The sequence below is a fragment of the Sphingopyxis sp. 2PD genome (assembly GCF_005503695.1).
Classification (GTDB): Bacteria; Pseudomonadota; Alphaproteobacteria; order Sphingomonadales; family Sphingomonadaceae; genus Sphingopyxis.
The window spans coordinates 110,866-131,466 of sequence record NZ_SCMU01000004.1; the positions used below are offsets into that span (position 1 = coordinate 110,866).

At 63.6% G+C, this 20,601-nt stretch carries 23 protein-coding genes, 1 tRNA gene and 1 pseudogene; 17 read left to right on the forward strand and 8 right to left on the reverse strand.

Annotated elements, in window-relative coordinates; all coding sequences use genetic code 11:
- Positions 1-36: 36 nt before the first annotated feature.
- A complete protein-coding gene (locus tag FFS18_RS05940; protein WP_137870160.1) occupies positions 37-1,245 on the reverse strand; it encodes a TIGR04063 family PEP-CTERM/XrtA system glycosyltransferase in 1,209 nt (402 codons plus the stop codon).
- 65 nt (positions 1,246-1,310) lie between these two features.
- On the opposite strand from FFS18_RS05940, the gene FFS18_RS17405 reads away from it, so the two are divergent.
- The 8 genes from FFS18_RS17405 (at position 1,311) to FFS18_RS05975 (ending at position 7,796) form a co-directional block, all read left to right on the forward strand.
- Positions 1,311-1,466, forward strand: coding sequence for a hypothetical protein (locus FFS18_RS17405; protein ID WP_168453685.1), 156 nt, complete (start codon positions 1,311-1,313; stop codon positions 1,464-1,466).
- Positions 1,459-2,841 carry a putative O-glycosylation ligase, exosortase A system-associated gene (locus FFS18_RS05945; RefSeq protein WP_137870161.1) on the forward strand — a complete coding sequence of 461 codons (1,383 nt, stop codon included), beginning with the start codon at positions 1,459-1,461 and terminating at the stop codon, positions 2,839-2,841. Before FFS18_RS17405 ends, FFS18_RS05945 begins: the two co-directional genes overlap by 8 nt.
- A 37-nt stretch (positions 2,842-2,878) precedes the next feature.
- The gene (locus FFS18_RS05950; RefSeq protein WP_137870162.1) at positions 2,879-3,889 is read left to right on the forward strand and encodes a DNA topoisomerase IB; all 1,011 of its coding nucleotides are present in this window, start codon (positions 2,879-2,881) and stop codon (positions 3,887-3,889) included.
- Between the two features lie 21 nt (positions 3,890-3,910).
- Entirely contained in the window at positions 3,911-5,116 is a 1,206-nt protein-coding gene (locus FFS18_RS05955) for a mechanosensitive ion channel family protein (RefSeq protein WP_137870163.1), read from the forward strand.
- Between the two features lie 94 nt (positions 5,117-5,210).
- A complete protein-coding gene (locus FFS18_RS05960) occupies positions 5,211-5,669 on the forward strand; it encodes a MaoC family dehydratase (protein WP_137753976.1) in 459 nt (152 codons plus the stop codon).
- Positions 5,670-5,723: 54 nt separating this feature from the next.
- Positions 5,724-6,905, forward strand: coding sequence for an acetyl-CoA C-acyltransferase (locus tag FFS18_RS05965; RefSeq protein WP_137870164.1), 1,182 nt, complete (start codon positions 5,724-5,726; stop codon positions 6,903-6,905).
- Positions 6,906-6,942: 37 nt separating this feature from the next.
- Positions 6,943-7,491 carry a carboxymuconolactone decarboxylase family protein gene (locus FFS18_RS05970; protein WP_249340323.1) on the forward strand — a complete coding sequence of 183 codons (549 nt, stop codon included), beginning with the start codon at positions 6,943-6,945 and terminating at the stop codon, positions 7,489-7,491.
- A 17-nt stretch (positions 7,492-7,508) separates the two neighbouring features.
- Positions 7,509-7,796, forward strand: coding sequence for a putative quinol monooxygenase (locus tag FFS18_RS05975; protein WP_137870166.1), 288 nt, complete (start codon positions 7,509-7,511; stop codon positions 7,794-7,796).
- A 394-nt stretch (positions 7,797-8,190) separates the two neighbouring features.
- On the opposite strand, the gene soxR is transcribed toward FFS18_RS05975, so the two are convergent.
- The gene (soxR, locus tag FFS18_RS05980) at positions 8,191-8,661 is read right to left on the reverse strand and encodes a redox-sensitive transcriptional activator SoxR (protein ID WP_137870167.1); all 471 of its coding nucleotides are present in this window, start codon (positions 8,659-8,661) and stop codon (positions 8,191-8,193) included.
- 86 nt (positions 8,662-8,747) lie between these two features.
- Here soxR and FFS18_RS05985 point away from each other — a divergent pair, with 86 nt between their 5' ends.
- Positions 8,748-9,143: a VOC family protein gene (locus FFS18_RS05985; RefSeq protein ID WP_137870168.1), complete on the forward strand. Its 396-nt coding sequence runs from the start codon at positions 8,748-8,750 to the stop codon at positions 9,141-9,143.
- A 217-nt stretch (positions 9,144-9,360) separates the two neighbouring features.
- On the opposite strand, the gene FFS18_RS05990 is transcribed toward FFS18_RS05985, so the two are convergent.
- Positions 9,361-11,061 (reverse strand): hypothetical protein, encoded by a 1,701-nt coding sequence (locus FFS18_RS05990; protein WP_249340324.1) that lies wholly within the window; start codon positions 11,059-11,061, stop codon positions 9,361-9,363.
- A gap of 262 nt (positions 11,062-11,323) precedes the next feature.
- On the opposite strand from FFS18_RS05990, the gene FFS18_RS05995 reads away from it, so the two are divergent.
- From FFS18_RS05995 to FFS18_RS17690, 3 genes and pseudogenes are all read left to right on the forward strand, one after another.
- Complete coding sequence (locus tag FFS18_RS05995; RefSeq protein ID WP_137870169.1) at positions 11,324-11,629, forward strand: sigma factor-like helix-turn-helix DNA-binding protein; 306 nt, start codon at positions 11,324-11,326, stop codon at positions 11,627-11,629.
- Positions 11,630-11,812: 183 nt separating this feature from the next.
- Positions 11,813-12,037, forward strand: a complete 225-nt coding sequence (locus FFS18_RS06000; RefSeq protein WP_171005239.1) for a hypothetical protein — start codon at positions 11,813-11,815, stop codon at positions 12,035-12,037.
- 21 nt (positions 12,038-12,058) lie between these two features.
- Positions 12,059-13,147: pseudogene (locus FFS18_RS17690) on the forward strand (recombinase family protein); the annotation flags it as partial.
- A 147-nt stretch (positions 13,148-13,294) separates the two neighbouring features.
- Here FFS18_RS17690 and FFS18_RS17695 read toward each other — a convergent pair.
- Positions 13,295-13,612 (reverse strand): hypothetical protein, encoded by a 318-nt coding sequence (locus FFS18_RS17695; protein WP_249340325.1) that lies wholly within the window; start codon positions 13,610-13,612, stop codon positions 13,295-13,297.
- 60 nt (positions 13,613-13,672) lie between these two features.
- Positions 13,673-13,749: transfer RNA gene (locus FFS18_RS06010), tRNA-Arg, on the reverse strand.
- A 59-nt stretch (positions 13,750-13,808) separates the two neighbouring features.
- Here FFS18_RS06010 and FFS18_RS06015 point away from each other — a divergent pair.
- Positions 13,809-14,597: a queuosine precursor transporter gene (locus tag FFS18_RS06015; protein ID WP_137870170.1), complete on the forward strand. Its 789-nt coding sequence runs from the start codon at positions 13,809-13,811 to the stop codon at positions 14,595-14,597.
- Between the two features lie 3 nt (positions 14,598-14,600).
- Entirely contained in the window at positions 14,601-14,996 is a 396-nt protein-coding gene (locus FFS18_RS06020; RefSeq protein WP_120215390.1) for a hypothetical protein, read from the forward strand.
- Here FFS18_RS06020 and purQ read toward each other — a convergent pair.
- Both purQ and purS read right to left on the reverse strand, forming a co-directional pair.
- Complete coding sequence (gene purQ / locus FFS18_RS06025; protein ID WP_137870171.1) at positions 14,958-15,623, reverse strand: phosphoribosylformylglycinamidine synthase subunit PurQ; 666 nt, start codon at positions 15,621-15,623, stop codon at positions 14,958-14,960. The genes FFS18_RS06020 and purQ overlap by 39 nt on opposite strands.
- Positions 15,624-15,637: 14 nt before the next feature.
- Positions 15,638-15,868, reverse strand: coding sequence for a phosphoribosylformylglycinamidine synthase subunit PurS (gene purS / locus FFS18_RS06030; RefSeq protein WP_037513977.1), 231 nt, complete (start codon positions 15,866-15,868; stop codon positions 15,638-15,640).
- A 181-nt stretch (positions 15,869-16,049) separates the two neighbouring features.
- Here purS and FFS18_RS06035 point away from each other — a divergent pair, with 181 nt between their 5' ends.
- The 3 genes from FFS18_RS06035 (at position 16,050) to FFS18_RS06045 (ending at position 17,471) form a co-directional block, all read left to right on the forward strand.
- On the forward strand, positions 16,050-16,223 hold the full coding sequence (locus FFS18_RS06035; RefSeq protein ID WP_037513974.1) for a (2Fe-2S)-binding protein: 174 nt from the start codon (positions 16,050-16,052) through the stop codon (positions 16,221-16,223).
- 100 nt (positions 16,224-16,323) lie between these two features.
- On the forward strand, positions 16,324-16,806 hold the full coding sequence (gene bfr, locus FFS18_RS06040) for a bacterioferritin (protein WP_120215392.1): 483 nt from the start codon (positions 16,324-16,326) through the stop codon (positions 16,804-16,806).
- Positions 16,807-17,051: 245 nt separating this feature from the next.
- Positions 17,052-17,471 carry an addiction module antidote protein gene (locus tag FFS18_RS06045; RefSeq protein WP_137870172.1) on the forward strand — a complete coding sequence of 140 codons (420 nt, stop codon included), beginning with the start codon at positions 17,052-17,054 and terminating at the stop codon, positions 17,469-17,471.
- A 224-nt stretch (positions 17,472-17,695) separates the two neighbouring features.
- Here the strand turns inward: FFS18_RS06045 and FFS18_RS06050 are convergent, their stop codons facing one another.
- Complete coding sequence (locus tag FFS18_RS06050) at positions 17,696-20,587, reverse strand: M16 family metallopeptidase (protein WP_137870173.1); 2,892 nt, start codon at positions 20,585-20,587, stop codon at positions 17,696-17,698.
- Positions 20,588-20,601 lie beyond the last annotated feature (14 nt).

Here is a 20,601-nt window from a genome sequence, read left to right on the forward strand (position 1 = left end):
GCTGGGGCCCAAATCTCGTCTTGCCTGGCGACGCGCTCAAGCGCCGCCGCGCAGCAATCGCTGGTAAACCGGCTCGTAACGTAAAATGTTTGATGACCAGTTACGATGGGTTTCGACAAAAATACGCGCAATCCGTCGGCGTTCCGCCCAAATGGCCTGATTTTCGAGCAGCTTCGCAAGCGCATCGGCGATCGCTTTGGGGTCGTCGGGCGCGAACAGCGTGCCGGTGACGCCATCCTCGATCAGTTCGCGGTGGCCGCCGACATCGGACGCGGCGACCAGCTTGCCCTGCGCCATGGCTTCCAATGGCTTGAGCGGGGTGACGAGGTCGGTGAGCCGCATTTTCTTGCGCGGATAGGCGAGGATATCGATGAGCGAATAATAGCGCTCGACCTCATCGTGCGGGACGCGGCCGACGAAATGGATTTGCGCCGCCGCTGACGACGCCGCGGCCTGTGCCTTCAGCGCCGCCTCCATCGGACCGCCGCCGACGAGCAGCAAGCGCGCGCGGGGCTGCACCGCAACCAGCGCGGGCATCGCGGCGATCAGATCGTCGATCCCTTCATAGTCGTAAAAGCTGCCAATGTAGCCGATGACGGCATCGTCCGCGGCGATCCCCAGCGTGTCCGCCAGCGCATCGTCGCGCGGCGGCGGGTCGCCGAACAGGTCCAAATCGACGCCGTTCGGGGACACGGTGATCTTGGCAGGATCGATCCCGCGCGCGACCAGGTCGCCGCGCAAGCCTTCGCAGATCACCGCAACGGCGTCCGCGGCCTTCACCGCGTAGGTTTCGAGCATCTTGGTCAGCCGATAGCGCAAGCTGCCTTCGCGCCCGGTGCCATTGCCGACCGAGGCATCCTCCCAAAAGGCGCGGATTTCATAGATGACGGGGATGCCGAGCTGTTTGCCGACGCGCAGTGCCGCGAGCCCGTCCAGCACCGGCGAATGCGCGTGGAGTACGTCAGGTTTCCATGTCTGCGCCAGCGCCTCGACCCGCCGCGCCAGCGCGCCGATTTCGCGCCATTCGTTGATGACTGGCATTCCGGGCGCGATCGGCGCGGTGCGGTAAAAGGTCAAACCATCGACGGTCTCGCCATCCGGGCCGGGTTCGGGGTGCCGCACCCCGGTCACCCCTGCAACCTCCCACCCCTTTGCAACCTGCGCCTTCATCAAGGCGCGGGTGCGAAAGGTGTAGCCGCTGTGCGTGGGCAGGCTATGATCGAGGACGTGAAGGATGCGGGTCATGGGCTAGCGCTTTGACATACTAGCCTTAACGCAGCGTCAACCCCGATCGCGTAGCGGGAGCGGACATGGTCGACAATTTTTCCATCGGGTTGACGCACGTCTTGATGGCGATCGCGTTATGGCGCCTGCTGCACCGCGACGATCTCGACCGCGAGGTCAGCCCCCGCCTGCAGTGGCAGCAGCGCCGCGACGCCGAAACGGACGACCGCGCCGATGCGTGACATTGCGTTCGTCGCCTTTCTGTTCGCGTTCATCGGGATCGGGTTCCGCAAGCCGTTCCTGTTCGTGCTGTGCTTTTGCTACATCGACATCGTCGCGCCGCAGCGGCTGAGCTATTTCCTGATCAATTCGATCCCGATCTCGCTGATCGTGTTCGGGCTGGCGATCGTGGGCTGGCTGACAATCGACGACAAGCGCGACACGCGCTGGTCGGGGCGGCAGACGTTGCTGGTCGTGTTGCTCGCCTATTGCGGGATGACGACGATGTCGGCCGATTTCCCGGTCGAGGCTGCCGACAAATGGAGCTGGGTGTGGAAGGCGCTGGTGTGGGCGATTTTCCTGCCGCTGACGCTGCGCACCAAGCTCAGGATCGAATCGCTGGCGCTGATCATGCTGCTTTCGGCGGCGTCGATCGCGATTGCGGGCGGGCTCAAGACCGCGGCAGGCGGTGGTGGGTACGGATCGCTGCAATTGCTGCTCAACGAGAATTTCGGGCTGTACGAAGGGTCGATCATGTCGACCGTCGGCATCGCGATCATCCCGTTGATCCTGTGGTATCGCCGCCATGGCACGATTTTCCCGCCCGACTGGCGGGTTTCGCTATTCTGTTTCGCGCTATGCTTTGCCTGCATGCTGCTGCCGGTGGGGACGCAGGCCCGCACCGGGCTCGTCTGTCTTGCCGTGCTGGCGGTGCTGTCGCTGCGCGCGGTCAAACATCGCCTGCTCTATATGGCAGGCGCCGGGTTGCTGGCGATCGCGGCGGTGCCCTTCCTGCCGCAAAGCTTTACCGAGCGGATGGAAACGATCCAGGGTTACAAGTCCGACCAGTCGGCATCGACGCGCGTCGCGGTGTGGGCGTGGACATGGGATTACGCCAAGGAAAACCCGTTCGGCGGCGGCTTCAACGCCTATATCCAGAACCGCCTGCGCGTCGAGACGGCGGGATCGGATTATGACCCCGACCGCGCGCAACCCGGCGGTCCGATGGTGCACGAAGATGCGGGGCGCGCTTATCATTCGAGCTATTTCGAGATGCTGGGTGAGCAAGGCTATCCGGGGCTGGCGCTGTGGCTGTTGCTGCACATCGTCGGGATCGCGCAGATGGAGCGGCTGAGGCGGCGCTATCTGAAGACGCGGCGCGGCGAGGAGCAATGGATTGCGCCGCTGGCGACCGCGCTCCAGCACGGCCATATCATCTATATGGTCGGGTCGCTGTTCGTCGGCATCGCGTTTCAGCCATTTATTTACATGATGCTGGCGCTGGAAATCGGGCTGTCGACTTATTGCCGCCGCCGCGAGCAGGAGGCCGGATGGCGCCCACTGATGGCCCGCCCGGCCGAAGTGCCGGCGCGGCATCTGACCAACGGGGCGCGCTGAAGCGGAACCAAAGGGCAAGGCGGCGCGCTATTGCGCCATGCCCTCCCCGCGCCTGATCCATGTCGACGACGGCCTGCCCGGTATCTCGCGCGAGCGCGTTGGCGAGGGTTGGCGGTACCGCGATGCGAAGGGCCAGATCATCCGCGATCGCGAGGAAATCGCCCGGCTGAACGCGATCGCCCTGCCCCCGGCGTATGAAGACGCCTGGTATTGCCCCGCCGCCAACGGTCATATCCTGGCGACCGGTTATGACGCGCGCGGGCGCAAGCAATATCGCTATCACCCCGATTTCCGGCTGGCGCAGGAAGCCGACAAATATGACCGCTGCGCCGCGTTCGGCCATGCGCTGCCGCTGCTCCGCGCCCGGCTCGAAAGCGATCTGGCGCGGCGGACGCTGTGCCAGGAGCGCGTCGTCGGCGCGGTCGTCCGCTTGCTCGATCTCGCCGCGCTGCGCGTCGGCAACGAACAATATGTCGCGGCGAACAAGAGTTTCGGCGCAACCACACTGCGCCGCCGCCACGCCAAACTGACCGGTCAGACGCTGCGCCTGAGCTACCGCGCCAAGGGCGGTGCGCAGCGCGAGGTGGCGATCAGCGACCGCAATATCACGACGCTGGTGCGGCGATTGCAGGACCTGCCGGGGCAGCATCTGTTCCAATATCGCGACGACAGCGGCGTCTGCGCGGTCGCGTCGGACGACGTCAACGCCTATATCCGCGAGGCGATGGGCGGCGACTTCAGCGCCAAGCATTTCCGCACCTGGACCGCGAGCGTCGAGGCCTACGCCTATCTGTTCGACGCGCCCGAGCCGCCGACCCTGAAAGCGATGGTCGAACATGTCGCCGACCGGCTGGGCAACACCCCGGCGATCGCGCGTAAATCCTATGTCCACCCCGCGATGATCGCGGCGGCGCAGGCGCGCGGCGATTTTGCTGGCGCGACGGGCGCGCTGCCCCGTGCGACCAAATATCTTTCGCGTTACGAGCGCGGGTTTTTGACCTATCTGGAGCGGGCGCCCGATGCCGCGGCGCTGCTTCGTTCCGCCTGATTCACACGCAAGAGGACCGATTTGACCTTTTCAATCCTTGCGGCCGCCACCGCCGCCGCCAAGCCCGCATCGACCCGCCCCGCCGCCGCGACCAACCCGATCGAGGACATCCGCCTGTGGTGGGACAGCAGCATCGCGTGGGTGAACAGCCACTGGCTGCAGATCGGCATCGCGATCGCCGCCGGGCTCGCCATCTATTTCCTGCTGTCAATGCTGCGCGGCTTTGCGCTGAAGCGCGCGCAGGCGACGCCGGGCGAGTTCACCCTGACCCACATCGTCGGGCGGGTGATCCACAAGACCAAGTCGTTCGTGCTGGCAATCGTCGCGGTGCGGCTGGTCGCCGGTTATGCGCAGCCGCCCGCGGTGATCATGCAGATCATCCAGCTGGTGTTCACCGTCGCCGTCGTGCTGCAGGTCGCGATCTGGGCGCGCGAGGTCATATTGGGGCTGATCCAGCGCCGCGCGTCGGACGGGCATAACGAGACACTGGCGAATGCGATGGGAATCATCCGCCTGTTGATCAGCGTCGCGCTGTTTGCGATCGCGGCGATCGTCATCCTCGACAATATGGGGGTCAATGTCACTGGGCTGGTCGCCGGGCTTGGCATCGGCGGCATCGCGATCGGCTTGGCCGCGCAGGGTATCTTCTCCGACCTCTTCGCGTCGCTGTCGATCATTTTCGACCGCCCTTTCCGCGTCGGCGAGACGATCAAATATGACACGAGCACCGCGACGGTCGAACGCATCGGGCTGAAAAGCACGCGGCTGCGCTCGATCAACGGTGAGCTGCTCGTCGTCTCGAACACCAATTTGCTGGCGAAAGAGATTACCAACTTTGCCCATCTGCACCGCCGCCGTGTGACCTTTGCGATCGGGGTCATCTACCAGACCAGCCCCGCGATGCTGCGCGAGCTGCCCGCGTTGCTGGAGGAACAGGTGCGCGCGGCGGGGCATGAGTTCATCCGGTCGAGCTTCGTCACCTTCGGGCCGTCGAGCCTGGATTTCGAACTGCTGTTCGACGTGTACAGCGAGGATTTCGACGTCGTGACCGCGGCGCGAACCGAGGTCGGAATCCGGGTGTTCGACGCAATGGCGAAGGCGGGGTATGAATTCGCCTATCCGACCCAGACGACCTTTACCGCGGCGCCCGACGGGACGATGATCATGCCCTATGCCGAGTCCCCGAAACCCAAGGCGGCGGCGGCAAAGGCGGCCAAGCCAAGCTGACGCTACGGCGCCTTGGGATGACCGCATGGCCCTTGTGCAACGCGTCCCGACAGGCCTAGAACGCGCCCCGAACCAATGATCGAGGGGATAAGCCATGGCCACAATCACGCCGCAGGAATTGCAGACCAAGGTCGGTGAGCATCTGGGCACGTCGGATTGGGTGCTGGTCGATCAAGAGATGATCAACAAGTTCGCCGACGCGACCGGCGACCACCAGTTCATCCATATTGACGAGGAAAAGGCGAAGCTCACGCCGTTCGGCGGCACCATCGCGCACGGCTTTTTGACCCTGTCGCTGATGCCGATGCTCGGCCAGAGCACCGACGGCCCGAAGGTTGGCGGCGTCAAGATGGGCGTCAATTACGGCTGCAACAAAGTCCGCTTCCTGTCGCCCGTCCGCTCGGGCAAGCGCGTGCGCAGCCACATCAAGCTGCTCGAGCTGGAGGAAAAGCGCCCCGGCCAGTGGCAACAGACCAATGAAGTGACCGTCGAGATCGAAGGCGAGGAAAAACCCGCCCTGATCGCCGAATGGATCAGCCAGTTTTTCGTTTGAGCATAGCCCTCCCCGGCAAAGATTCAGCCAAACTCTTCGAAGAGGAAAATTATCATGCGTGACGCCGTCATCGTTTCCACCGCCCGCACCCCGCTGACCAAAGCGGGTCGCGGTTCGTTCAACAACACGCTGGCGCCGACGCTCGGCTCCTTCTCGGTCAAGGCCGCGGTCGAGCGCGCGGGCCTGGAAGGCGGCGAGATCGACGATGTCGTGTTCGGCGCCGCAATGCAGCAGGGGTCGCAGACGATGAACGTCGCGCGCCTGATCGCGCTGCGTTCGGGCCTGCCCGTCACCGTCCCCGGCATGTCGATCGACCGCCAGTGCTCGTCGGGCCTGATGACGATCGCGACGGCCGCGAAGCAGATCATCGTCGATCGCCAAGACATTTGCGTCGCCGGCGGCATCGAAAGCATCTCGAAAGTCAGCGGCAGCGGCAAGGTCTTCATCGAAACCGACGCCGAGCTGATCGCGATGCACAAGGACACCTATATGCCGATGATCGGCACCGCCGAGGTCGTCGCCAAGCGTTACAACATCAGCCGCGAAGCGCAGGACGAATATTCGCTCCAGTCGCAGCAGCGCACCGCCGCGGCGCAGGCCGCGGGCCTCTATGCCGATGAAATCATCGCTTGCAAGGCGACGATGGCGGTGATGGACAAGGAAACCAAGGAAGTCTCGTTCAAAGAAGTCACCGCCGACAAGGACGAGTGCAACCGCGCCGATACCACGCTCGAAGGCCTGTCGAGCCTGAAGCCGGTGATGGGCGAAGGCCACATGATCACCGCGGGCAACGCCAGCCAGCTCGCCGACGGATCGTCGGCGTGCGTCGTCATGGAAGCCAAGGTTGCCGAAAAGCGCGGGCTCCAGCCGTTGGGGCGCTATGTCGGCATGGCGGTTGCGGGCACCGAACCCGACGAAATGGGCATCGGCCCCGTCTTCGCGATCCCCAAGCTGCTCGAACGCTTCGAGCTCAAGATGGACGACATTGGCCTCTGGGAACTCAACGAAGCGTTCGCGGTGCAGGTGCTCTATTGCCGCGACAAGCTCGGCATTCCGAACGAGCTGCTCAACGTCAACGGCGGCTCGATCTCGATCGGCCACCCGTTCGGCATGACCGGCGCGCGCTGCGTCGGCCACGCGCTACTCGAAGGCAAGCGCCGCGGCGTCAAATATGCCGTCGTCACGATGTGCATCGGCGGCGGCCAGGGCGCAGCGGGCCTGTTCGAGGTCTTCTGATTTGCGCCTGAACGCTCCGCGTATCGAGCCGGTCAACTTGGACCGGCTCGATGCCGACCAGCGCGCCGCGCTCGAACCCTTCCTTGCCTCCGACGGGGGCAAGGTCGGGGGCGGCAAGATTCTCAACATCTTCCGTACCCTCGCCCATGCGCCGAAGGCGCTCACCGCCTTCCTCGGCTGGGGCAATTATATCCTGTCGAAGCGCAACGCACTGAGCCCGCGCGACCGCGAGCTCGTGATCCTGCGCACCGGCTATAATTGCCGTTCGGGCTATGAATGGACGCAGCACAAGCGGATCGGACTCGACTGCGGGCTGACCGCGGACGAGATCGCGCGGATCAAAGCGGGGCCGGATGCGGATGGCTGGAGCGCGATCGACCAAGCGATGCTGCGCGCAACCGACGAGCTGACCAGCGACCATTTCGTCACCGATGCGACCTGGACGGCGCTCGCGCCGCTCGGCGACAAGGGGCGCATGGACCTGGTGATGACCGTCGGCCAGTACACGCAGGTTTCGATGATCCTGAACAGCTTCGGTATCCAGGTCGAGGACGGCTGGGAGGTCGATCCCGATCTTCGCAAATAGAACAAGGAGAGAGAAACATGGCCATCGGCATCATCGCCACGCTGCGCGTGCAGCCCGGCAAGGAAGCAGAATTCGAGGGCGTGTTCGCCGAACTGGCGCCCGCGGTCGCCGCGAACGAGCCCGGAAACAGCTACTACCGATTGTTCCGCACGGGCGAGGCGGGCGTGTACAAGGTGCTGGAATGTTATGACGACGAAGCGGCGGTCGAAGCCCACCGCGCGTCGGACCATTTCCGCAGCCTGGGCGCGAAGCTGGGGCCGTGCTTGGCGGGGGCGCCGGAGATCGAAAAGCTGAGCGCTGCGTAAGAGCCGGATGGCGTGACGGGATACGAGCGATTGCGGTCATCGATCCTCCCTGTCGCGTAGCGATGGGGAGGTGGCAGCGCGGAGCGCTGACGGAGGGGCCATGGCACTACCGTCGCCGCCCCTCCACCATTCGCTTCGCGAACGATCCCGTTGGCGCTGCGCGCCGTCTGCGACTCCCCCATGGCTTCGCCACAGGGAGGATCTGTAGCATCGTCATCCCGGCGAAGGGCGTTGAGAGGCGCGTGACTCTGAAACACGATCTCGCCGCTGCGGTAGTCTGATCGGGCGAGACCGCGGCCTTCGCCGGGGTGACGATAAAAATTGACCGTCAGCTCCCCACCCCCCAAGCCGACCTCACCCGACCTCACCCGACCTCACCCGACCTCACCCGACCTCACCCGACCTCGGCAATCTCTCCCGCGCGATCCCCCAGCACATAACGCGGCCCCGCCCCGCGCTGCGCGGCCTTGTCGGCGCGGTTGTACAGCCCGCATTTCTTCAGGCTCAGGCAGCCGCAACCGATGCAATTGCCCAAAAGCTCCTGCGTGCGTTCGAGCGCCGCAATCTGCTCGGCGATCCGCGCGTGCAAGCCGGCGCTGATCCGTGCCCAGTCGGCGGCGTTGGGCGTGCGGCCCGCAGGCAGGCGCGCCAGTTCGGCTGCGATCTCTTCGAGGCTCAATCCCAATTGCTGCGCGATCAGGATGAACGACACACGGCGAATGTCGGCGCGCAGGAAGCGGCGCTGACCGCCGCGCGTGCGCAGCGCCGCGAGCAGCCCCCTCGCTTCGTAGAAACGGATCGCCGACACCGCGACCCCGGTGCGCGCGGCAAGGTCGCCGATCGGTATCAGGTCGGTGCGGTGCATCGTGGCTCCTCCGGCAAATGGGCTTGACCTAAACCTCAGTTGAGCTTGCAATACCCGCCGCGTCAACCCGAATCAGGAGCAACCGCGTGACGCATTCCTTTATCGAGCATGTCAATGTGACGGTCAGCGACCCCGACCGCACCGCTACCCTGCTGTCCGCCATCTTCGGCTGGCACGAACGCTGGCGCGGCCCGGCCCGCGACGGCGGGCGGACGATCCACCTCGGCAGCGATGCCGCCTATGTCGCGCTTTACACCGGCCCCGACGGTCAGCACGCCGACGCGCGCTATCCAAAGGGCGAACCGCTCAATCATCTTGGCATCGAGGTCGATGACCTCGACATGGTCGAGGCGCGGGTCAAGGCGGCCGGACTGGTCCCTTTCAACCACGGCGATTACGCACCCGGCCGCCGCTTCTATTTCCTCGACCCCGACGGCATCGAATATGAAGTCGTGAGCTATGCCGAGGCCGACGCGGGTTGAAACGGCGGCTTGACGCCCCGAATGAAAGCGAGGGATGTCACGCCGAGGCGCGCCTGTCGCGCCGGTATCGCCTGCGCAGGAAATGGCGCGCCACGCTCGGCGAAGATGAGCAATACGTCTTGGAGATCGTGCGCTAGAATATTCTGATCGTAAGAAAGGCGGCCTTAGTTCGTATCGCTTGGACGAGAGGACCCTGTCGGCGACGCCTTCCAGCATATCAGGCCGCCTCCCACACTCGGTTCAAAATCAGCGCCGCGAGCGCAGCCTTATCTTGCGGCAGAAAGCGGCCGTAGTGCTTCGCCACGGTCTCCGGCGTATCCTGAATTGCATAGCTCGCCTGTTCATAGGAACCAGTCTGCTTGAGAATATGCGTCGCCAATACGTCGCGCACGTTGTGCGGCCCGTGCGGCAGCAGCCCTTTAATTGCTCCCCGGCCGGTGTACGGGTTTTGGATGCCGTAACGCTGGGTAATCAGCCGCCATGCTTCGTAGAACGTATTTTGGTTGTAGGCGGCATCGCGGCTGGTGGCCTTCACCGTCTTCACCAAGAATGTGCCCGGATCCGGCGCACCATTGATCAGCAATGCCCGCTGCCCGTTGATGTAGGACTCGATGTAACGGTAGAGTCCGCCAAGATCCGGCAACACCAACCGGAATGGCTTGTTTCCGAAAAAGGAGGAAGTGGAGTTTTTGAAAGCGCACGCGGGAATCAGCACCTCCCAACCTTGATCGCGCTCACTCCATCGCAACTCACCTCGGCGGCGTGATTCCAAAATCCGCTCCGCCGTCGGGGGGCGACCGCGCGGGCAGAAGAGAAGTTCTCGCAAGTTTTTCTGACGAAGCCCAAGATGGAGAGCTAGCCGAACCATTAAAAACGACCGGACAGATTCAGCCGCTTGGCGCGGATATCGCCGGGCATCGGGCATGAGCCGCAATATCTCTTCTGTGATCCGGCGATACTCAGCGACAGGGCTATCGGCTTCCAACACCGGCAAGATCGGTTCGAACGGATCGCGATGAACGCGCGCCACGCGCTGTATCTCTTTTGCTCGTGCGAGCCCATGCTTGTAGAAGCGCTCGCAGGTGCCCTCCCAATCGGCGCGCGCAGCCTCAATATCGGCAGACGATATTAGCCCAGGGATTATTCGAAGGCGTGCGCTCAGTTGCGGATTTTGCCTCAGCCAGCCGGTTTCGATGCGCGTGAGGGATAGGCCGAGTTGGATCATGTTCACTTCCCAGCTCGTGTAGAAGCCACGTCTGCGTTCGCGCCACTGGACATACCAATCCCACACGGCCGGGAAGACAAGCATACCGAAAGCCAAGTTTCTGTGGGGAACCCCGAACCCTTTGATCTCGCTCCGAGGCGAGGCGGCTAATGCTCCAAATAGTAAGCCAAGGTGCTCGATTTTTTGCGCACCTGTGACGGAGTTCCAAACGCCGTTTCGTTGGAAACCGATTTCGGTAAGAGTCGCGGTTTTAAACCGAAGCAAATCGGCCATTTCATCTGCCAGCCGGGGCGGCGCATCCACGGCAGCAGCCGTGAGGTCCATTTCGACGTCGGCGAGAAACTGAATATCCTCGTCATCTTCCAAATCTATTTCCCCAATCGGCCTGCGATCGGTCAGATCAGGAAAACGGATGCCAAATCGCTGTTTCACGGCTTCTGCTTGATAGCGACGATATTCGGTCGAGCCTGAAATGACGACGGTTCGAACCCAATTGAGAATTTCCTCGCGCTCTTTGGCGGGCCGACGATCAAAATCGTCCGGCAAATGCCATGCCAAGCGCCTGCGTTCAGATGGGGAAACACCCTTCAAACCCTTATGCCCCGTTGGCGCACGCACATTATTGAACAGCTTGGCCCTGAAATAGCCCGATGGAAGGCGATAGCGCCGTTCGATCCGGGCTAAGATAATCATGCTAGCAACTGAGGAGGGCGCTTTCTTTCCCGCCGCCCATTGCAGGAGCGTGGATCGAGCGATCTCGTCTCCCTGACACGCTAACGACCGGTGAAGGTGGCCCCGGTGCTTTCGCCCTACAATGTCTGGCGCAACCCTGACATCGATGGATCGCGGCCCCCCATCCCCAAGTCGCTGCCGGACATTCCAGCCCTGCTCCGGGAATTGCTCGATCATGTGCGAGCGGTGACGGGACACACGCGTCCACGGCGGAGGAAAGCTCATGGCTGACGACAACCTCGCCGCCCGCTTCGCGCGCACAATCCGAGACCTCCTTGCCCCACCGCCGGTCGTTCCCAGCTTCGATGAAAATGTCGACCCGGAGATTAGCCGGATTGAGTGGGCCATTGCCCGCCTGCCAAAGCGAACCCGCGATGTGTTTTTGATGCACCGCTTCGACGATCTTCCCTACGACCGCATCGCGCATCGGCTGGGCATCAGCGAAAGGGCGGTCGAGCGGGAAATAGCTAGGGTGCTGCGCGCCATTCGGAAGGCGAGGGAAGAACATGCCCGCGAGCTTTCCAAGTAGCTGGCTGACAACGGACGCTAGGGTGGCGATTCGCGGTGCGACGCGGGACGGACGCGGCAAAAGCGCACCAGCGCCGGAATCCGATCTTTCCTGTAGGTTCTTTTTCTTCTCCATTAATGGATACGCGCCGAGGAAGTGCGGATTGTTGTTCCATTGCGCGAGTTACTGCGCGACCGTTGCAGCGTGGCCCGCCCCTCCCCCAAGCGAGCGCCCAGCGCATCGGAGCAGCTTGAAGCGCTGCTCGGCAAGCCGTGGCCCATTCCGGGTCGCCCTCCCAAGCATGACCTCTCGACATGGCGCGTCACCGATGATTGGCCCGATCCCGTTCCGGTCAGTTTGGCGGAAATCGAAGTGTTCGAGCGCTGGTTCGGCGATCTTTTCGACGAACTGTTTTCCCCGCCCTTTTGAGCCGACCTTTTGGAGACTGCCATGACCGCGCCGCAGACCATTACGGGGGCGCGCGCTGCCCTCTATCTTCGCGTCTCGACCGCGCGGCAAGCCGAGCATGATGTGTCGATCCCCGATCAGCGGCGGCAGGGCGAAGGCTGGTGCGCATCGCGCGGGCTCAAGGTCGTGGACACCTATATCGAGTCCGGCGCCTCGGCGACCAATGATCGCCGCCCGGAGTTCCAAAGACTAATTGAGGCCGGGACATCAAAACCGGCGCCGTTCGACCTTGTGGTGGTCCACAGCTTCTCCCGCTTCTTCCGCGATCATTTCGAGCTGGAGTTCTATATCCGCAAACTCGCCAAGAATGGGGTGAAGCTCGTCTCCATTACGCAGGAAATGGGCGACGATCCCATGCACGTTATGATGCGCCAGATTATGGCGCTGTTCGACGAGTATCAGTCGAAGGAGACTGCTAAACACGTCCTGCGCGCGATGCGCGAGAATGCGCGGCAAGGCTTCTGGAATGGATCGCTTCCGCCGATCGGCTACCGCGTCGTTGCTGCCGAGCAGCGCGGCGCGAAGGTCAAGAAGCGGTTGGAGATAGACCCCTTCCATGCCGAGACCGTGCGCTCGATATTTCGGCTTGCCCTAGCGGGCGACGGTGTATCGGGTCCGATGGGGGTCAAGGCAATCGCCGCGTGGCTCAACGAGAGGTCCATTCGCACTCGCGACGGCGGGCGCTGGGGTCTCGGAGCCGTCCACCAGATACTGACCCGCTCGACCTATACCGGGCGCCACGAGTTCAACCGCCGGGGCAAGGATAGGAAGCTTAAACCGAAGTCAGAGGCGGTAGTGGTCGATGTGCCCCCGATCATCGATCTGGAGATCTATGAGGCGGTGCAGGCACACTTGCAGGCCCGCAACCCCAAGAAGATGCCGCCTCGCGTCGTGAGCGGCCCCACGCTCCTTACCGGCCTCATTCATTGCGCGAAGTGTAGCGGGGCCATGACCATACGCACCGGCAAAGGTGGCCGCTATCGCTATTACGCCTGTTCGACCAAGGCGCGGCAGGGAGCGACCGCCTGCGCTGGCATGACGGTGCCAATGGCGAAGCTGGACGATCTGGTTGCAAAACATTTGGAGGACCGGCTTCTTCAACCCGACCGGCTGGAAGTCATTCTGTCAGCCGTTCTGGATCGGCGGCAAGAACAGGCGACCCGCAAGCGCGCCCATGTGGCCGATCTCAACAAGCGAGCCACAGAGGCCGACCTGCGGCTAAAGCGGCTCTTCGACGCAATCGAGAACGGCATTGCCGATGTGAACGATTCTGACCTCAAAGAGCGCATCGCAACGCTCAAGGCGACGCGCGATCAGGCTAAGGCCGACGCGGAGCGCGTGACCGCCTCGCTCGGTGCTGCGGGCCAAAAGGCGGTCCAGCCCGAAATGCTGGCGAAGTTCGCGAGCGCCGCGCGCCAAAGAATGAGAATTGAGGGTGGCGGCTATCGCCGCGATCATGTCCGCGCGCTTGCGCAGCGGGTTGAAGTCGATGTTGGAGAGGTTCGGATTCTCGGCTCGAAAAGCAATCTGCTGCAAGCGCTGATCGCGGGGGCCGCCGAAACAAAGCCGGGCGCAGTGCCCAGCTTTGTTCCGAAGTGGTGCGCCCGGCAGGATTCGAACCTGCGACCACCCGCTTAGAAGGCGGGTGCTCTATCCAGCTGAGCTACGGGCGCTTGGTTCGCGCGAATAGCGTGGTTTGCGCGGGCTGCAAAGCAGGTTAAGCAGCGTCCCGATGACCGAGCCCGCCGCTTTCCCCAACCGACCCGCAGCCGTCAGCGCGTCCAGCGTTCGCCACTTTCGCTATTATGACCTGGTCATGGCGGCGTTCGTCACGGTGCTGCTGCTGTCCAACATCATCGGCGCGTCGAAGCTGTCGACGCTCGGCGGGCTGACCTTTGGCGCCGGGATCCTGTTTTTCCCGATTGGTTATGTCATCGGCGACGTGCTGACCGAAGTCTATGGCTATGCGCACGCGCGGCGCGTGATCTGGACGGGTTTCGGGGCGCTTATCTTTATGGCGGTGATGAGCTGGGTCGTGCTGGCGATGCCCCCGGCGCAGGATTGGTGGTGCAGCGGCACCGAAAGCCTGACCTTGAAATCGGGCGAGGCGAGCGGCAGCGGCGCGGTGTGCCAGGCGACGTATGAAAGCGTGTTCGGCAGCGCGTGGCGGATCGTGCTGGCGTCGATCGCGGCCTTTTGGGCGGGCGAGTTTGTGAATTCCTATGTCCTGGCGCGGATGAAGATCGCGACCGGCGGGCGCTTTTTGTGGATGCGCACGATCGGGTCGACGATCGTCGGCCAGGGGATCGACAGCCTGATCTTTTACCCGATCGCCTTCCTCGGCATCTGGGAAACCGAACAGGTGCTGCTGGTGATGGTGACGAACTGGGCGATGAAGGTCGCCTGGGAAGCCGCGCTGACCCCCGCAACCTATGTGGTGGTGGGGGCGTTGAAACGCCGCGAAGGTGTCGACGTATTCGACGAAGGCACCAATTTTACCCCGTTCGCGGCCAAGGTCTGATCGATGACGCTGATTGAAATTGCCTCGCTGTTTGGCGAGCGGAAGGCCTCGCTGGTCGAATTGAGCGGGTTGGACAAGGACGCGCTGCACATCTATTTCGGGCTGTCGCTGTTCCTGATCATTCGCCTGTTCTGGCGCTGGCGCGGCGGCTGGCTGGTTGCGTGGCTGGCGGTTCTGGTGATGGCGATCGGGGGCGAATGGCTCGACATGACGCGCGAGATGGGTGATGCGACCATCCAGCCCGACGCGGCGCATTGGCACGACATCTGGAACACGATCTTCTGGCCGACGGTGCTGCTGCTCGTCGGACGCTGGTTACAACCGCGCACAAAGGATGCGGCGGTTATGGCGAGCGAAATGTCAGGCGAGGACACCGAGCGCCGCCTCGAACAGGCGTAGCCCGTCGGTGCCGCCGTGGGCGCGGTCGATCGCGCGTTCGGGGTGCGGCATCATGCCGAGCACATTGCCCGCATCATTGAGCACGCCCGCGATGTCGCGCGCCGACCCGTTGACGCTGTCGGCATAACGGAACGCAACGCGCCCTTCGCCCTCGATCCGGTCGAGCGTTGCGGCATCGGCAAAATAATTGCCGTCATGGTGGGCGACCGGAATATTGATTTCCTCGCCCGCATTGTAGCTCGCGGTGAACAGCGACTGGCTGTTTTCGACCTTGAGCGGCACGGTGCGGCACACGAAGTTGAGGCCCGCATTGCGCATCAGGGCGCCGGGCAGCAGCTGCGCTTCGGTCAGCACCTGGAACCCGTTGCACACGCCGAGCACCGGGACGCCGCCCGCCGCGGCATCGGCGACGCTACGCAGGATCGGCGACCGCGCCGCCATCGCGCCCGAGCGAAGGTAGTCGCCGTAGGAGAAACCGCCGGGCAGCGCGATGAAATCGGTGCCGTCGGGCAGGTCGGTGTCGCGGTGCCACACCATCGCGGGAGCACGGCCTGTCACCTGCTCCAGCGCGACCGCCATGTCGCGATCGCAGTTCGAGCCGGGAAAGACGATGACGGCGGTCTTCATGGGCTTCGCTCCCGTTACGGACGTTCGATGCGGTAGTTTTCGATCACCGTGTTGGCGAGCAGTTTTGCGCACATCGCGTCGAGATCGGCATCGCTCGTGCCGTCAGCGACGTCGAGTTCGATGAAGCGGCCCGCGCGCACATCGGCGACGCCGCCAAATCCCAGCCCTTCGAGTGCATGATGGATCGCCTTGCCCTGCGGGTCGAGGACCCCCGGCTTCAGCGTCACATAGACATTCACTTTCATGGGGCAGGCCTTTGCGAAGGAGTGCGGGGAAGATGGGCGCGCCTATGCCCGCGAATCACTTTTCGGGCAAGGGCCGGAACCGGGAAAAAAGTGGCTGTTCGGATTGCGAACCAGTCGCATCTTTCCTGTTGCGAATCTCTCGCACTAGCCCTACATGGGCATTGTTGAGAAGGATTCGCACATGGTCGTCTGTGTCTGCAACGCAATAAGGGAAAGCCAGCTGCGCGATGTCGCGCGCGATGGCCAGTTGCGCTGTGCCAAGGCGGCTTATGCGCAATTGGGTCGCAAACCCAAATGCGGCCAATGCCTGCCTTTCGCTCGCAATATCATCAGCGACGTCGCCGCGACCGCCTGATTTTTCTTGGTTTTCTGCCGTTTTTGACCTTGGCCTGATGGGGCCGGGGCGCGTATAATGCGCGCATCCCATTCCAGGAACATATGACAGGACAGACAGCATGAAGGGCGACGAAAAGGTCATCGATTTCCTCAACGAGGCGTTGAAGAACGAGCTGACCGCAATCAACCAATATTGGCTGCATTACCGGATGCTCGACAATTGGGGCGTCGCGAAGCTGGCGCATTTCGAACGCGAGGAATCGATCGACGAAATGAAGCACGCCGACAAGTTGGCGGACCGTATCCTGTTCCTGGGCGGGCTGCCCAATTTCCAGATGCTGGGCCGCCTGCGCGTCGGCGAAACGGTCGAAGAGATTTTGAAGGCCGACCTGGCGCTCGAGGAAGAAGCGATCCCGTTGCTGAAAGATGCGATCGCGCACGCCGAAAGCGTCCGCGACTATGTGAGCCGCGACCTGTTCGCCGACATCCTCGAAAGCGAGGAACATCATGTCGATGAGCTGGAAAAGCAGTTCGAGATGATCGAGCGGATGGGCATCGCCAATTATATCCAGCTGCAGTCGAAGCCCGCCCACGACGATTGAATACGGAAACGTCGCGCCCGCGCAGGGCGACCAGAGGCGCGTGACTCTGGTCGCCCTGCGCGGGCGCGACGATAAACCGTCATTTTGAGGGCGCTCTCAGGCGCCTCTTTTTTTGCTTGTGTTTGCGATTAATTCTCAATAGCAGGGTTAGGCAGTCCCCTCCTGCCGGTCGCTGCCTCGCGGCGGCCGGCATCTTTTTCGAAAGCGGGGACGGAGGACGGCAACCGCCGGGAGACGATAGAGCCATGCACAGCAGCACCCTGATCCGGCAACTGACGACGCAACCGCTGATCCGCGACCTTTCGGTCGAGGCGGCGCAGGCGGTGCTTGCGCTGCGCTATTGCATCGTGTGCCGCCGCGCCGGCCGTGATCCGATGCCCGAGCTCGAACGACGCTGGGGCAACGTCCTCGCCGCCCGGCGTTACCAGCTGGTGGTCGAGGCGATCGGTCACAGCTGGCCCGACCCCTTTGCGGTTGCCCCGCCATGCTGCCCCCGCGCCAGTTTCGACGAAGCGTTGCTGGCGGACATGGTCACCGCCGCCGCGCATGGCGACCGCGTCGCCTTCGACGTGCTGACCGCCGAAATGCTGGGCAGCGACGCGCGCGAGATGATCTTTGTCGCGCTGGAAAATTTCATCCGCGCGCGGGCGCCGGGGAGGGTTTAGGTTCCGGCGCCGGAGATCGACGCACGCAACGTCGGCTTTGGGGTGGTTTTAAGCCATTCCCCTCCCTTCCAGGGAGGGGTTAGGGGTGGGTGCGAGCGAAGCGAGCCGAGGCGGAATGCCGCCTTCGGCGGCTACCCACCCCCAGCCTCTCCCTAAAAGGGAGTGGAGAAGACATGTCCGCTATCGGTCGCTAGCTGCCATTCCGCCCCGCCAAAAAGGGCTTGCTACTTCCCCGCCTTGTCGCTCACCGCCTTGATCACCAGCGCCTTGTCATCGACCAGATAGCGGCGCGCCAGCGTCTGTAGGTCGGCGGGGGTTGCGGCTTCGACTTCACCGATGCCCTTGCGGCTGCGGTCGAGGCGGTCGGCCTGGCTGGTGGCTTCGGCGACATAGTTCAGCCAATAGGCGTTTTCTCGGCGCGACTTGGTCATCGCCTCGACCAATGGTTTGCGGGCGCGGTCGAGCAGGTCTTGGTCGACGGGCGCGTCGCGGAGTTCCCTGGCGATCGCGAAGATCGCGGCGCGGGTGGTCGCCAGATCCTTGTGATCGACATTGCTGGCGGCGAACAGGTGGCCATAGCCCGGAAACTCGTCCGACAGGCTGGCGGCGGCGCCGGGACTGTAGCTTTCGCCGAGCCTTTCGCGCAATTCTTCGGTCAGCTTCAATTGCATGACGCGCACCAGCAGATTGAGCCGCATCGCTTCGGCAAGGTCATTGTCGTCGCGCGCGGGCCAATAGACGCGCAGTTCCGCCTGTTCAGCCGGCCCCTTGTGGATCAGCGTCCGTTCGCTGCGGTCGCGGGAATATTCGCGCACGCGCGCGTCGGCACGCGGGTCGAACGCGGCGCGGCGTTCGGGCAATGCGCCGAAGGTCGCGGCGATGGCGTCGATCGCCGCCTGTTCGTCGATGTCGCCGACGACGCCGATCTCGATCGCACCCTTGGCAAAGCTGTCAGCCACCACCGGTTTCAGCTGCGCCCAGTCGAGCGTCATCAACTTTTCGAGCGGCGGGGTTTGCGAGCGCGGATCGTCATTCGCAAGGATGCCGCCCGCGTCGCGGCCGATCACCGCCGCCGGGGTGGCATCGTTCGCGGCATATTGCTGCGGCAGCACGCGGCGGATTAGCGCCAGGCCGTCGGCGCGGTAGCCGGGATGGGTCAGGAACGCCGCCATCAACTTGGCCTGGAGCGCAAAATCGCCCGGCGAGCTGGTTGCGGTGCCGCCGAAGAAGTCGGCCCCGCTGCCAAAATTGGGGCTGACCGTGCGGCCCGCGAGGATCGATCGCAGATCGTCGACGCTGTGCGCCTCCAGCCCGCCCAGCACCATCGACCCCGCCAGCGCGACACGGGTCGGGTCGTCGCGGGTCGCGAGCAGATTGCCGCCATCGACGCGCACCGACAGATAGACGGTTTCCTTCTGAAAATCGGTTTTCTTGATGTTGAGCATCACATTGTTGGCAAAGCGGGTGCGGCGGATACCAAGATCCTCGACGCGGTTGTCGCTGACGATTTTGCCGGGGGTGCCGAAATTGTCATAGGCGAAGGCAGCGTTCGCGGCCTGCGTCGGGGCGGCAACGGCAACCTGCGCCGAGGCGCGGAGCGCGGCGAGGATGGCATCTGCGCCGCCCTCGATCGGCTTTTTCGCCGAAACCCGCGCCAGCGGAGCGCTGAGGCCGTCCATCCGGTTGCGGAACGCCGCGGTCACCGCGGCGGCGCTGAGCGATGGCGCGGTCGCCTCGAACAAGGCTTGCGAGGTTTCGGGGCGCACGAACACAAAATCGCCCTTGGCCGCGGCGACCAGCGTGTCGGCGAGCGCGTCGCTACGCCGCGTCGTCACCCCGGCGACGGCGTTCTTGAACGCGGTGCGGCGGTTCGCGAGCTGCTCGTCGACTTCGGCCTGTGTAAAGCCATGCTGGATGGCACGGCGCTGTTCCTGTTCGATCAGCTCCAGCGCCTCTTTCCACGCGCCTTCCTTGGCGACAGCGCCGAAGGTGACCTGATCGAAAACTTTCCAGCCCCCGGCTTCAGCGAAATAGCCGGCGAGGATCGGTGAATCTTCGCGCAACGCGATCTTGGCCAGTCGGCGGCTCACGATCGCTTCGCCGACATCTTCCGCCAAGGTGCGGGCACGCTTCGCCTTGGTATCGGCTTCTTCGACCCAGGGTTTGAACGCAGCGATCGTCACCATGTCCTGGATCGCGGGGTCGATGAAGTCATCGGCCGCTGCGGCGCGGCGATAATCGACAGTACCGATGTCGGGATCGGGCCCGGTCGGACCGCGTCCGCGCCAGTCGCCAAAGCGCGTCTTGATCTTGGCTTCCACCGCTGCCGGATCGAAGTCGCCGACCATCACCAAGGTCGCGCGCTCGGGGCGGTAATAGCGGTCGTAGAGGTCACGCAGGCGGGCGGCGGGGGCGGTCTTGATCACCTCCTCGGTACCGACGGGAATGCGGCTTGCGACCTTCATGCCCTGCATCTGGAAATCGAGCTGGTCGATCAGATTGCGGAGCTGATAAGTATCGCGCGCGCGCCGTTCGGACAGGATGATGCCGCGTTCGCGGTCGACTGCGGCGGGGTCGATCGTGAGCTCGCTGGCGGTTTCGCGCATCAGCATCAGCCCGGTGTCGATCAAATCGTCGGAGGCATTAGGCAGGTCGAGCTTGTACACCGTCTCGTCAAACCCGGTCGAGGCGTTGGTGTCGGCGCCGAACGCCAGCCCCTTGCGCTCGAGCAGCTTGATCATCTCGCCCTCGGGTACGTTCGTCGAACCGTTGAACGCCATATGCTCAAGGAAATGGGCGAGGCCGCGCTGGTCGTCGGCCTCGGCAAAGCTGCCGACATCGAAACGCATGCGCAGGACGACGCTGTCCTTGGGCGTGCTATTTTGCAGCAGCGCATATTTCATGCCGTTGGGCAGGACGCCGAAGACGATGTTGGGATCGACCGGCACATCGCTGGCGGCGAAGTTCCACGCCTTGGCTGCGTCGGTTTGCGGGTTGATCGCCGCCGCCGCGGTCGGCGGCGCGGCATCCCGGGCATGGGCCGGTACGGCGGTCGCGATCAGCAGGACGAGGGGCGAGAGCGCGGTCGAGGCGCGCCGGACAAGCGATTTGGTCATCGCACCGATGTGGC